Origin of the sequence: Martelella mediterranea DSM 17316 (genome assembly GCF_002043005.1) — a bacterium.
GTDB classification, from domain to species: Bacteria; Pseudomonadota; Alphaproteobacteria; order Rhizobiales; family Rhizobiaceae; genus Martelella; species Martelella mediterranea.
In genome coordinates, this window is sequence record NZ_CP020330.1 from 579511 (window position 1) to 591630 (window position 12120).

At 64.6% G+C, this 12120-nt stretch carries 13 protein-coding genes; all 13 read right to left on the minus strand.

Features of this window, described 5'->3' with window-relative positions; translation table 11 throughout:
• Nucleotides 1-80: 80 nt before the first annotated feature.
• The 13 genes from Mame_RS02670 to Mame_RS02730 all read right to left on the minus strand — a co-directional run bounded on the left by Mame_RS02670 (nucleotide 81) and on the right by Mame_RS02730 (nucleotide 12120).
• Entirely contained in the window at nucleotides 81-878 is a 798-nt protein-coding gene (locus Mame_RS02670; RefSeq protein ID WP_018066269.1) for an HpcH/HpaI aldolase/citrate lyase family protein, read from the minus strand.
• Complete coding sequence (locus Mame_RS02675; protein ID WP_235726849.1) at nucleotides 878-1738, minus strand: HTD2 family dehydratase; 861 nt, start codon at nucleotides 1736-1738, stop codon at nucleotides 878-880. Before Mame_RS02675 ends, Mame_RS02670 begins: the two co-directional genes overlap by 1 nt.
• Before the next feature lie 67 nt (nucleotides 1739-1805).
• On the minus strand, nucleotides 1806-2999 hold the full coding sequence (locus tag Mame_RS02680) for a CaiB/BaiF CoA transferase family protein (protein WP_018066267.1): 1194 nt from the start codon (nucleotides 2997-2999) through the stop codon (nucleotides 1806-1808).
• Nucleotides 2996-4156: a CoA transferase gene (locus tag Mame_RS02685; protein WP_018066266.1), complete on the minus strand. Its 1161-nt coding sequence runs from the start codon at nucleotides 4154-4156 to the stop codon at nucleotides 2996-2998. Before Mame_RS02685 ends, Mame_RS02680 begins: the two co-directional genes overlap by 4 nt.
• A 109-nt stretch (nucleotides 4157-4265) precedes the next feature.
• Nucleotides 4266-5480, minus strand: a complete 1215-nt coding sequence (locus Mame_RS02690; protein ID WP_018066265.1) for an FAS1-like dehydratase domain-containing protein — start codon at nucleotides 5478-5480, stop codon at nucleotides 4266-4268.
• Nucleotides 5481-5693: 213 nt separating this feature from the next.
• On the minus strand, nucleotides 5694-6275 hold the full coding sequence (locus tag Mame_RS02695; protein ID WP_018066264.1) for a cysteine hydrolase family protein: 582 nt from the start codon (nucleotides 6273-6275) through the stop codon (nucleotides 5694-5696).
• A gap of 57 nt (nucleotides 6276-6332) precedes the next feature.
• Entirely contained in the window at nucleotides 6333-6968 is a 636-nt protein-coding gene (locus Mame_RS02700) for a GntR family transcriptional regulator (RefSeq protein ID WP_155122012.1), read from the minus strand.
• 66 nt (nucleotides 6969-7034) lie between these two features.
• Nucleotides 7035-7841, minus strand: a complete 807-nt coding sequence (locus Mame_RS02705; RefSeq protein ID WP_018066262.1) for an N-acyl homoserine lactonase family protein — start codon at nucleotides 7839-7841, stop codon at nucleotides 7035-7037.
• Nucleotides 7842-7851: 10 nt separating this feature from the next.
• Entirely contained in the window at nucleotides 7852-8586 is a 735-nt protein-coding gene (locus Mame_RS02710) for an ABC transporter ATP-binding protein (protein ID WP_018066261.1), read from the minus strand.
• Nucleotides 8579-9355, minus strand: coding sequence for an ABC transporter ATP-binding protein (locus Mame_RS02715; protein ID WP_018066260.1), 777 nt, complete (start codon nucleotides 9353-9355; stop codon nucleotides 8579-8581). Before Mame_RS02715 ends, Mame_RS02710 begins: the two co-directional genes overlap by 8 nt.
• The gene (locus tag Mame_RS02720; protein ID WP_018066259.1) at nucleotides 9355-10335 is read right to left on the minus strand and encodes a branched-chain amino acid ABC transporter permease; all 981 of its coding nucleotides are present in this window, start codon (nucleotides 10333-10335) and stop codon (nucleotides 9355-9357) included. The genes Mame_RS02715 and Mame_RS02720 overlap by 1 nt, the downstream gene beginning before the upstream one ends.
• On the minus strand, nucleotides 10328-11218 hold the full coding sequence (locus Mame_RS02725; RefSeq protein ID WP_018066258.1) for a branched-chain amino acid ABC transporter permease: 891 nt from the start codon (nucleotides 11216-11218) through the stop codon (nucleotides 10328-10330). The genes Mame_RS02720 and Mame_RS02725 overlap by 8 nt, the downstream gene beginning before the upstream one ends.
• Complete coding sequence (locus tag Mame_RS02730; protein ID WP_018066257.1) at nucleotides 11215-12120, minus strand: NAD(P)-dependent oxidoreductase; 906 nt, start codon at nucleotides 12118-12120, stop codon at nucleotides 11215-11217. Before Mame_RS02730 ends, Mame_RS02725 begins: the two co-directional genes overlap by 4 nt.

Below are 12120 nucleotides of genomic sequence, written 5' to 3' on the forward strand. Positions count from 1 at the left end.
AGGCAGAATGCGCAACTGCTCCTTTTGTCTTGATGCATTTTCGCGGGCGGCAGGTGATTTCACCCGCGCACGTCAAAGGTTCAGGCTATGTCCCCAAGGATCAGCCGGGCGTGATCGATCAGCGGACGGTCGATCATCTTGCCATCGAGCTGCACCGCCGCGCCATTGGCGTTCTCAAGCGCTGCGATGACCCGTCGGGCCCAGTCGATCTCGTCATCGCTCGGCGCAAAGCCGGCATTGACCGGCGCGACCTGCGCGGGGTGGATGCACAGTTTTGCACCGAAGCCCATCGACCGCGCGTGGCGCACATCGCGGGCGATCGCCTCCGGGTCGGAGAGCGCCGTGGTGACGCCGTCGATCGGCGGCAGGAGGTCGCCGAGCCTTGAGGCCAGCACGAGTTCGAAACGGGCATGATCGAGCGCGGGGCTGCCTTCGGGAATGCGGGCATCCGCGCTGAAATCGAGATTGCCGAAGGCAAGCCGCGTCAGACTCGGAACCTTCACCGTGTCGCGCAGCGCGGCAAGACCGGCGACGGTTTCCACCAGCGCCATGAGCGGGCGGGCGGTCAATCTAGCGGCAATCTCCGCCATTCCCGCCGGTTCGGCCTTGGGAACCATGATCTCCGCCGCAAGATCGCGCAAAGCCGCGATGTCATCGCCATGCCAGGGCGTGTCCGCGCCATTGATGCGAACGATGCCCGTCCCGCCGTCAGCGAACCATTGCGCGACGTGGGACCGGGCATCATCCTTGGCCTCGGGGCCGACGGCATCCTCGAGATCGAAGATCACCGCGCCGGCGCCGGCGGCGGCGGCCTTTGCAAACCGGTCGGGGCGATTGCCCGGCACGAACAGATAGCTGCGCGGTGTGGCCATCAGCATCACGCCCCGAACACCGCTTCGGCCTTCATCGCCAGTTCGCCGTTCGGGCCTCTCGCCCACAGCGAAAGACTGTCGGGTGTTTCACCTTCCGCAGCCTCCAGCGTGAAACTGTCGTCGACGAAAAGCGGCGCCATGCCGCGAAATTCGAACCGCGCCAGACTTCCTTCAGGACGGCAGCGGTGGGCGAAATCCTGGAGCAGCGTGGCCACCAGCGGCCCGTGGACAACGAGGCCCGGATAGCCTTCCTCTTGCGTGGCATAGGGACGGTCGTAATGGATGCGATGGCCGTTATAGGTCAGCGCCGAATAGCGGAACAGCAGGACGGGATCCGGCTTGACCTCCTTGGTCCAGATCGCCCCTTCGGGGGCCGCGGCCGGAACCGGCTTCGGTGTGCCGGCCGCCGGCGGCTCGCGGTAGACGATGTCCTGTTCCTCTTCGATGCAAAGCGTGCCGCCGCTTGAAATCCGGTGGCGGACGGTGACGAAGACCAGCCGGCCAGCGCGGCCGTTCTTCTCAACGACGTTGAGGATTTCGCTTTCCTTCTCGGCGACCGCGCCAACGGCAAGCGGCGCGTGATAGGAGATGCGGCCGCCGGCCCACATGCGTCGGGGTAGACCGGTGTCGGGCAGGAAACCGCCGGTCTTGGGGTGTCCATCGACGCCGAGGCCGGAGCGACGGACGAAGGGGTTGAAGAACAGCCAGTGGAAACCGGCCGGCAGCGGCTGGCCGGCGACCGGCATGTCCGGCAATTCCAACGTCTCGACGAGCGCTGCGACGCGCTCGGCCAGGATCGTCTCGGACTTGGTCTCTCGGCGCCCGATGGCGCTTTCGGGGCCTGTCATTGCGGCTTCAACGGTCAAAATCTCACTCCTCAAACCCATTTTGCTTTTGCGCGCCTCCGGACAAAAATCCCACCCGCGTTGCAGATCAGTAGATGACGCGCTCTTCCACGAGCCGGTCGCGTTCCTTGCGGCCGATGCCCAGAAGCTCGCCATAGACATAGTCCTCGTGCTCGCCGAGGCCCGGCGTGCCGCGCGTCATGCCCGGCGCATCGCTTGCCGAAAACCGTGCCGGAAAGCCCGCCGCCATGCGGTGGCTTCCATCAGTTTCGGTAACCTCCACCACGCTGCCGCGGCCGCGCATGTGGGGATCGGCGGCGATATCGGCAGCGCGCCAGGAAACATGCGCGGCAATGCCCTTTGCCTGAAGGACGCGCGCCGCCGCTTCGGCTTCCACACCCGCCGCCCATGCGGCGACGATCGGGTCAAGTGCCGCGCGTGCCTCGACACGCGCCGCTGCGGTAGCGAAGCGGGAATCACCCGCAAGCTCCGGATGACCGATGATGCCGGCAAAGGCCGCCCATTCGGCATCCGAGGTGACGGCGATGGAGAGCCAGCGGTCCTCCTCGCGCGTGGCATAAAGCCCGTGCGGGGCAAATTGCGGGTCGGCATTGCCCATGCGATGCTGATGCAGGCCGGCAGACGCCGCGGTGATCGCATCACCGACCAGCGATGAGGCAACCTCGCGCGCGGCGATATCGACATGGCAGCCCCCGCCTGTTCGCCTGCGCCGCGTCAGCGCGGCAACGGCGGCAAGCGCCGCGTTCATGCCGACCGAATGATCCATGACATGGCGCATCTCCACCGGCGGCCCGTCCTCGTAGCCCGTCAGATGCCCGAGACCGCCCCACGCGCCGAACAGCGGCGCATAGCCGGCAAAATGGCTGTCCGGCCCGGTCTGCCCGGACGACGAGACGGAAAGCATGACGATATCATTCTTGACCGCCTTCAGCGCTTCATAGCCGAGCCCCAGCCGCTCCATGACGCCAGCGCGGAAGCTTTCGGCCGCGAGATCGGAGCTTGCAACCAGCCGCTTTGCGAGCGCCACGCCCTCGGGATGCTTGAGGTTCAGCCGCACCGACAATTTGTTCGAGGCCACCTGATCGAAGGTCGCCGGGCCCACGCGGCCATAAACCGCATGGGGCTTTCGGAAAATATCGGGGCGCAGCGCGGTCTCGATCTTGATGCATTCGGCGCCGAGCTGCGACAGCATATGGGTACAGAACGGACCCGCGGCATGAACGGTGAAATCGGCGATCCTGATGCCGGCAAGCGGTTTCATGCCGAAGCCCTCCGTTTTTCCGCTGCCGAAGAGACAAGCGCCTGATCGGCGCCCGGCTGGGGTGCGGCCGCCGCAAGCCTGGGCGCCTCCGCTCCGAAACGGAACGGCGCGGTCTGCACCGAGATTGCGCCGACACCCGGCCATTCCTGTTTCTGGAAGATGCCGCGCGCGGTTTCGTGCGCGCCGGAAAGCACCTGTTCGGGCGTGTTGTAACGGGCCATCGGCACGCCGAGCTTCTGCGCCCGCGCCACGATATCCTCGACATCATGGGCGCGCGCGAAGGCGTGGATTTCACGGTTGATCATCTCGCCGCGGGCGCTGCGTTCCACGGCGTCGTTGAAGGCGTCATCGGCAGCCCATTCGGGATGGCCCATCAGTTCGACAAGCCCGCGCCACTGCCGCTCTTCCAGCGTCAGCAGCTCGACATAACCGTCGCGGCATTCGATCACCCCGCCATAGCGGAAGGAGCGCGTCAGCCGGTGCTCGATCGATCCGTCGCCGTAACGCTGAAGCGCGAAGGCGCCGACGGCGAGGTTAGCGTCCTGAACCGAGACGTCGACGAATTGCCCCTCGCCCGACCAGAGCGCGGCAAGGCCGGCGAGTGCTGCGGCGACGCCGCCCTGCATCTCGGCAAAGTGGCCGGCGATCTTGAGCGGCGGTCGATCCGGAAAAAGCGTTGCCGAAAGGCCGTTCGGCAGAAGATAGCCCTCGCCGCCGGCGTGAATGAGATTGATTTCCTCGCCTTTCCAGTCCGCCTTCGGGCCGGACGCGCCGAAGGGCAGGACGGAGAGATGCACGAGGTCCGGATGACGACCGGCAATGCCGGCCTCATCGAGGCCGAGCGCATCGCGTTCGCCAAGCGGCGCGTCGTCGATCAGGATGGCAGCGCCCGCAAGCAGGGCGTCGAACGCGCCCCGGCCTTCCGATGTCGCCAAATCCAGAACCACGCTGCGCTTGTCGGCCGCGAGATAGGCGAAAAGCGCGCTGCTGCCGTTTTCGAAAAGCGGCGCGCGTTGGCGCAAGGGGCAGAGCCCGGGAGGCTCGACCATGATAACCTCCGCCCCCATGGCGGCGAGCAGGCGTCCGGCCCAGGCCCCGGCAACGCCGCTGGCGTGCTCGATAACCCTGATGCCGCTGAGCGGCGTGTCCTGTTGCATGGCGGGACCTCCTCCTCAAGTCCCGGAGCGCTCCCGCTGAGGGGCGCGCCGGCATTGCGATCGCGCTCCGCCGGCCCCTGTCTCCGGGCCCGGCGGAAACGCTTCATTGTCAGCGTACGACGGGGAGCTCGAGATCGAGCGCGGAACCGTCGAAGAACACCCGAAGCTCGGGATCGCGGCTCGGCAGGATCACCGTCGCCACACCCGGCGTGGTGATTTCGCCGCGCTGGTTTTCGCCCCAGATTTCGAGGTCGACCAGCGCATGGCCGTCCTTGACGTATTTGCGCGAGACCTTGCCCTTGCACCAGGTGCTGTCGCCCATGGTGTTGAAGCGGCGCATTTCGGTGCGGACCCGCTTGAGGAAGGCGGCGTCGCCCATCCAGTTGGTCACCAGCGAGGCCATCCAGGAAGACCGCTGCGGGCCGTAATCATAGACGCCGGGCACGCCGACCTCCTTGGCCGTGCTTTCGCGGTGATGGCCGATGCCTGTATATTCGATGCCGCCGCCGGCCTCCGGGTTGCGGAAGAAATGGCCCGGATGCTTCATCGCTGCCTGGAACACCACGCCATGGGTATGGCCGCGGCCGCAGCCGACGAGGAAGCCCATCGTGTCCATCAGCGACAGCGGGCCGCGCACGATCGGGTCGAGGCTTTCGCCTTCCGTGACGTCTTCGAAGTAGCGCACATTGGCGCCGCGGATACGTTCCGGCTCGCGCATGATCGCGTCGTCGAGCGCCTCATATTCGTCGGCCGTATATTCGTGGGTCTTGATGTCCTTGTACTTGCCGGCATCGCGGGCCGCCTTGCGCTCGTGGCGGGTGCAGGTGCCGAGCGCGCGGGCAACGAGTTCGCCGCGCTGGTTGGAATAGCTCGCCTCTACATATTGCAGCACCAGCCGACCGGAGAACTTGCTCTCCTTCTCCTCGACGCCGACGACGCGCTCGATCGCGCTGATGCGGTCGCCGGGACGGATATGGCGGAACAATTCCCAGTCATTGCCGGCGTAAAAGCCGTGCACGCCCGGCAGGCCCCAGCGGGTGCGCCCGACCCAGCCGAAGGCCATGGGGAACATCGGATGGCCGACCTGCCCGCCATAGCGCGAATTGCGGCCATATTCCTGCTCGCGATAGAGCGGGTTCAGATCGCCGATGCCGTTGCACCAGTTGCGCAGCGTATCCGTGGTGGCGTCCTGCAGGTACGGCCCTTCCGGGCGCAGCTGCAGGCCGATCATGTTGCGGGCGGCCGCAACCGCCTCGTCCGTGATCAGTCCTTCGGCCGGCGCGCCGCCGACGGCTTTCTTGGTCTGTTCCTTGGTGTCGCCCATGGTCACGTGTCTCTCTCCTCTCAAGACGCTCCGCCGACGCTCCAGCGCCGCGTTCAAGCTTCGTTTACTGACCGCCAGTTAATGCATTTTATTTTCTTCGGTCAATGCCTTTTCCAAGAATAATGCATTTTTTGGTCGATATCGCCCAAAATAACCCGGGATTAAGCACAATCCGGCCCAGAGAACGGCTAAATCCGCTCAATAAAATGCATTTTATCCTAGCGAAACATCCGAAGCCCTGGTGATCTCGGCGTAGCGTCGCAGACCGGCGAGCGCGAAATCATGCTCTTCAGCGTTGGCCCCGGCGCAGCAGTCTTCCAGCACCACGCAGGCATAGTCGCGGTCATGCCCCTCGCGTACGGCGGCGGAAACCACGCCATTGGTGGAAACGCCGCACAGAATAAGCCGTTTGATGCCCTGGGCGCGCAGCAGCGGCTCCAGCTTTGTGGCGTAGAACGGGCTGACCCGATGCTTGATGATATCCGGATCGCCCTCCTGCGGCGCGAAGTCCGAATAGACTTCCGTACCCCAGCTGCCGAGCTTGAATACCCCGGCATCGCGCGCCTTGGCGAAGACCGGGGAAGTGGGCGGGCACTCGGCATAATTCGGCGAAAAGCCGACGCGGACATAGCCGACCATGACCCCGGCCTCGCGGGCGCGGCGGATGGCAAGCTCGGTATTGGTGTAGATGCCCCGCTCCTGGCATTGCGGAACATAGGTTTTCGCACCCATCCCGTGCGGGTGAACGAGGTCGTTGAGCATGTCCATGACAAGCAGGATACTATCGGCAGGCATTTGGATCTCCTCTCTGCAATGTTTCGGCGAACCGGCCGGAACAGGCAGAAGGATGCCCTAGCCGGTATAGCTGGCCTTGAACTCGTCCCAGCCGGCGCGGATGTGGCTGCGCAATGCCGTCAGCATCGCACCCTCGTCGCGCGACAGGATCGCGCCCAGCATCTCGCGATGCTCCTTCGAGGCGCGATCGATGCGGTTTTCGAGCCTGTTGATCAGGTCGAAGGGGTAACGCGCCCAAAGCGCCCGGACGAAACGCAGCGTCTGCGGCAGGCCGGCGGCGGAATAGAGCACCTCGTGAAAGCGGTAATTGATGGAGCGCACGGCGTCCTTGTCGTCGCGCGCGGCAGCCGCCTCCAGCTGCGCCTGCAGATCGCGCAGCTCGTCCACCTGCTGCGCGGTCAGCCGCTCCATGGCGCGCAGCGCCAATTTCGATTCCAGCGTCACGCGCAGATCGACGATCTCCTCCGTCGCATTGATATCGAAGGGCGCGACCGTCGCGCCGCGATGCGAGGTCCCGAGAATGAAGCCTTCCGCGGCAAGCAGCTTCAGCGCCTCGCGCACCGGCGTGATGCTCATGCCGATGCTTTCGGCGATTTCGGCCTGTTTCAGCTTCGACCCGCGCGGAAACTTGCCCGAAATAATGCCTTCTCTGAGATAATCCGCGACCTGCTCTTCCTTGGTCTGATGCTTCAACGTGCTGACCTTCCATGAAATTTCGCAGGCCACTATACCATCGCCCTTGCGGGATAATGCAATATTTCACGAAGCGCTCCAAGCCTTTGGTGCGGCATCCAGACGAAGAATGTGCTCCTCTCCATCATGTCGAGGATAGATGTCGGCAAGGCGCGGGTCATGCGCCGGCAGAACATGGTCGTCGCTGTCTGCCAGCGCGCGGATCACGTCATGCGAGGCAAGCATGTCGGAGGAATTGAACACCACGGCAAAGGGCACGCCGCGTTCATATTCCTCATAATAATGAAGCGCATCGGAAGCGAGAACCACATAGCCGCGCGCGGTCCGGACCCGCACGATCTCCTGGCCCGCGCAATGACCGCCGACCCAGTGCACCGTCACGCCGTCGGCAATCTCGCTTTCGCGCCCGTGCAGGGTGAGCCGGCCGCCATGCAGCAGGTTGACCAGCCGGTTGATCTCATCCGGCTCATAGGCCCTGCGGAACCACCATTTCTCCATCCACGGGCCGGTGACATATTCCATTTCGGCGGCCTGCATGAAGAAATGCGCCTTTTCGAACGCGTCGAGGAAGCCGAGATGATCGTAATGCGCATGGGTCAGGATGACGGTATCGGCGTCGCGCGCCGAAACGCCCAAGCGCGACAAAGCCTCAACCGGGCTCAGCACATGGGTATGCCCGTGCTTTTCCGCCTTGGCCGGGTCCATGCCGGTATCAACCACGATCGTCCGGTCGTCGCTCACCAGCAGCCAGGAATAGAAATCGAGCGGCAGGCTGGCCGCCGGATCACTTTCGAGGATGAAGTTCTGCCCGCGCGTCCGCGTCGGGTTGATCGCGTGGCGGATGCCGTAGGTCTTCCAGATGGTCTCGCTCATTCCCGCCCCCTCATGCCGCCGATGCGGCGCCGAGATAGGCGTCGATGGCTTCCTGGCGGGCGGCGCTGTCGCTGAGCTCGGCGGCGGTGCGATGACCGACGATCCTTCCGCCGCGCAGGAAATGCAGTTCGTCGCAAATCCGCATCGTCATCGCCAGATTCTGTTCCACCAGCACGATCGCCAGATCGCTCTCGCTGCGAAACGAGCCCAGCCGGTCGAACACCCGTCGGACCAGCATCGGCGCAAGCCCAAGCGATGGCTCGTCAAGCAGCAAAAGCCGCGGCTTCGCCATCAGCCCGCGACCGATCGCCAGCATCTGCTGCTCGCCGCCGGAAAGCCGCCAGGCATGCCGGTCGGCCTTGTTGGCGATTTCGGGAAACAGGTCCAGCACCATTTCCGCGCGCGATTTCCGTTCCCTGCCGCTCAGGTGATAGCCGCCGAGCGTCAGATTTTCACGCACGGTCATGTCGCCAACGATCTCGCGACCCTCCGGCACATAGACGATGCCGCGCTTGACCCGTTCGCGGGCAGAAAGCCCGGAGACGTCCTCGCCCTCAAAGACCTGTCGGCCTTCCGCCGGGATAAGCCCGGCGATCGCCTTCATGATCGAGGTCTTGCCCGCGCCGTTGGCGCCAAGCAGCGCAACGACCGAGCCGGTCGGCACGGAAAACGAAACGCTGTCCACCGCCTGCGCGCTGGCGCCATAGAACACGGAGAGATCCGATATGGTCAGAAGATCAGTCATCGTCGCTCCCCAGATAGATACGGATCACATCCTCGTTTTCACGCACCTCTGCCGGCGCGCCGCAGGTGACGAGCGAACCGAAATTCATGACGTAGATCCGGTCGCAGATCGACATCACGAGGTCCATGTCATGCTCGACCACGACCATGACCAGATCGGGCGAGACCAGACGCTTGAGGCTGCGCATCAGATCGCGCGTTTCCGAGTTGTTGAGCCCGGCCGCCGGCTCGTCCAGCAGCAGCACATCCGGCTTGCCGACGATCGCGCGGGCGATCTCGACGAGGCGCAGCATGCCGGGCGGCAGCTCCGAGGGCAGTTTGCCGGTGACCTGGCCAAGGCCGAGTTCGGTGAGCGCCGCCATCGCGGCCTCGCGCATCGCCGTCATCTCGTTGCGCCCGCGCGCTGTCGGCAGGAAGGCATGGGCCCAGCTGGCGCGATAGTTGCGGGCAACGCCGATCATCACGTTTTCCAGCACGGTGAGATCGGGGCTCAGCGCCACATGCTGGAAGCTGCGCACGATACCCTTGCCGGCGCGCGCCGCCGGCGGCAGGCCGTCAAGGCTCTCGCCGGCATAGGTGATCGCGCCGCCCTGGGGTCGATAGGCGCCGGTCATGCAGTTGAACAGGCTGGTCTTTCCCGCGCCGTTGGGGCCGATCAACCCTGTGATTTCGCCGGCGCGAAACTCCACATCGAGATCCTTGAGAACGGTGATGCCGCCGAAGGACAGCGAGATGCCGTCACCGCGAAGCGCTTTTGCCATCGCATCCATCACTCGTCTCCCTTTCGCTTGGCCGCAATCGCGCGAAGCCGCGGCAGGTAGTGGCCGGCGAGGATCATCGCGAGCAGGGCCACGCCGTAAAACACCGGTATCCACGCACCCGAGGACGACAGCAATTGCGGCACCAGCGTCAGGAACGCACCGCCGAGCAGGGCCCGCCACAGAGTGAGGCCGTAGAAACTGACGACGGAACCGACCAGCAGAAAGATCGCCGACCAGAAAGTGAAGCCGCTGGGGCTGACCGTCGAGCCGGCAAAGCCGAGCATGGCGCCGCAAAGCGCGGCGATGCCGCCGCTGATGCCCATGACCGCCACCCGCGCCCAGACCTGCCGCGTGCCGAAGGCATCGGCGGCAGCCGGATGGGTTTTCGACAGAAGCAGCACAAGACCCTGACGCGAATTGCGCAGCCGCGACACGCCGTAGACGGCAGCCGCAAGCACCAGGAGAGCGACATAATAACGTTGCAGCCCCATCGGGATGCCGGGCACGGCAGGCGTTGCCACATAAAGCCCTTCATAGCCGCCGGTCAGCCCGTCCATATTGTTGATCAGTTCCGGCACGGCAAGCGCCAGCGCCATGGTCGAGACGGCAAGGTAGATGCCCGACAGCTTGCGCGATGGCCAGGCAAAGGCAATGCCGCTGACGACGCCAAGCGCCAGCGCCAGCGGGAGGCTGAACAGCACCGAAAGGCCGTAGCGCGTGTCCAGCACGGCAACGGAATAAGCGCCGACGGCGGCAAAGAAGGTATGGCCGATCGAGACCTCGCCGCCATAGCGCACCAGGACGCTGACCGACAGCACGCCGATGGCGTTGGCGAAGCACAGGCCGAGCGAAAACACCCAGGACCCGCCGAGCAGGAAGGGCAGAACCAGCAGCACCGCGATCAGCGCGAGGTTCAGCATGTCGCTTCTGAGCGCAAGGCGGGCCGGCAGGATACGTTCGTTTTGCAGGCTTGCGGGATGATCAGACACGGCTGCCTCCTACACGGGCCAGAATACCGTTCGGAAAGATGTTCAGCGCCAGAAGGATGACGCCCAACAAGAATGTGCTGGAGAACTCCGGCGAGACATAGAAGGTGAAAAGGTTCATCAAAACGCCGATGAGGATGCCGCCGACCAGCGCGCCCGGCAGGCTGGCGAAGCCACCGATGACGGCCGCGGCAAAGGCCTGCAGCATGAAGGAAGCGACCGTGGTGACGCTCAGAAACGTGGTCGGCACGATCAGAAGCGCGCCGACCACGCCGAGCACCGCCGCGACGATCCACGAAAACAGATGGACGGAGCGCAGATTGAGGCCGCAGACTTCCGCCGCGAACGGATTGACCGAGATCGCCCTAAAGGCCACGCCGAGCTTGGTGAAATCGACCACGAAAAACAAAATCGCGATGGTGATAACGGCAACCGCAAGCACCGTCAGGTCATAGCCGGTAATAAACAGGCCCAGCACCGACATGCCGAAACGCGGCACCGGCAGGTCGAGACTGACGATATCGGCCCCGAAGATGAGAAGCGTCGCGCCCTGCGCGATCAGGCCGATGCCGAGCGTCGCGATGGTGGCGGTGAGATCGCTCTCGAACACCAGCGGCGCAATCACCGCATAGGTGAGGCAGGCAATCGCGATGACCGCCAGAATGGCAAGCAGCACCGCCGCGCCCCAGCTCAGCTGCATCAGCGCGCCGCTTGAAAAACCGTAGATCAGGAAGGCGGCGAAGCCAGCGACATTGCCGTGGCTGAAATTGACCACGCGCGACGATTTGAAGATCATCACCAGCCCGAGCGCGCCGAGCGCATAAAGGCAGCCGGTGATCATGCCCGACCAGAGCAGCGGAAAGAGGTCGCGAAAGATATCGCTCATTCGGCCTCTCCCTTGTCGCTCGCCATGACGCCGCGCTCCACCAGTTCGATCACGCCGGGGAAATAGCGTCCTGACAGGTCGGTCGTGGTCGCGACCTCATAGTAACGCCGCGCCGCGGCGGCTGAGGGCAGCGCCACGCCGGATTGCTGCGCCAGTTCGAAAACGTAGGAAATATCCTTCAGCACATATTCCGGCGAAAACGCCTTGTCTGGAAATTCACGCGGCAGCATCGCCTTCATGCCGTGATTGCGCAGCACGAAGCTGTCGCCCGATCCCTTGGAGACCGCGTCCAGCAACACATCGGCGGCAACGCCCGCCTTTTCGCCGAGCACGATCATCTCGGCGAGCGCCACGGTGTTGGCGAAGACCAGCATGTTGTTGACCAGTTTCAGCACCTGGCCCGCGCCGACATCGCCGCCATGGGTGACGTCGGTCGCGATATAGTCGAGCATCGGCCGGATGCGCTGGTAGACGGCATCGGAAGCGCCGACCATGATCGCAAGCGCGCCCTTTTGCGCGGCCTCGCGGGTGCGGGCGACGGGGGCATCGGCGAAACCGATATTATGCGCGGCAAGGTCGGCCGCCACCTTGCGGGCGGTCGCCACCGGCGTGGTCGACAGGTCGACGACCAGCGAGCACCGGCCCGAGGCCGCTGCGATCTCGCCTGCGACAGCGTCGACCTGCGGCCCACCGGGCAGCGACAGGAAGATCACGTCCGCTTGTTCGGCAAGCGCCTTCACCGAGCCGACACGCTCGGCGCCGGCGTCCTCGACGGCCTTCAGCGCCGCCTCGGACAGGTCGAAGGCGAGAACCTTGCCGTCATGTTTGCGCGCCATATTGGCGCACATGGGCCCGCCCATGACGCCAAGTCCGATAAATCCGATCGTCTCGTTGTTGCTCAT

Excerpts from the sequence above, each read along its gene's own strand:
- Mame_RS02680 (WP_018066267.1), bottom strand. The coding sequence starts at position 2,999 with ATGAAACCGCTTGCCGGCATCAGGATCGCCGATTTCACCGTTCATGCC.
- Mame_RS02710 (WP_018066261.1), bottom strand. The coding sequence starts at position 8,586 with ATGACTGATCTTCTGACCATATCGGATCTCTCCGTGTTCTATGGCGCC.
- Mame_RS02695 (WP_018066264.1), bottom strand. The coding sequence starts at position 6,275 with ATGCCTGCCGATAGTATCCTGCTTGTCATGGACATGCTCAACGACCTC.
- Mame_RS02730 (WP_018066257.1), bottom strand. The coding sequence starts at position 12,120 with ATGAGCAACAACGAGACGATCGGATTTATCGGACTTGGCGTCATGGGC.
- Mame_RS02715 (WP_018066260.1), bottom strand. The coding sequence starts at position 9,355 with ATGGATGCGATGGCAAAAGCGCTTCGCGGTGACGGCATCTCGCTGTCC.
- Mame_RS02685 (WP_018066266.1), bottom strand. The coding sequence starts at position 4,156 with ATGCAACAGGACACGCCGCTCAGCGGCATCAGGGTTATCGAGCACGCC.
- Mame_RS02690 (WP_018066265.1), bottom strand. The coding sequence starts at position 5,480 with ATGGGCGACACCAAGGAACAGACCAAGAAAGCCGTCGGCGGCGCGCCG.
- Mame_RS02725 (WP_018066258.1), bottom strand. The coding sequence starts at position 11,218 with ATGAGCGATATCTTTCGCGACCTCTTTCCGCTGCTCTGGTCGGGCATG.
- Mame_RS02705 (WP_018066262.1), bottom strand. The coding sequence starts at position 7,841 with ATGAGCGAGACCATCTGGAAGACCTACGGCATCCGCCACGCGATCAAC.
- Mame_RS02670 (WP_018066269.1), bottom strand. The coding sequence starts at position 878 with ATGCTGATGGCCACACCGCGCAGCTATCTGTTCGTGCCGGGCAATCGC.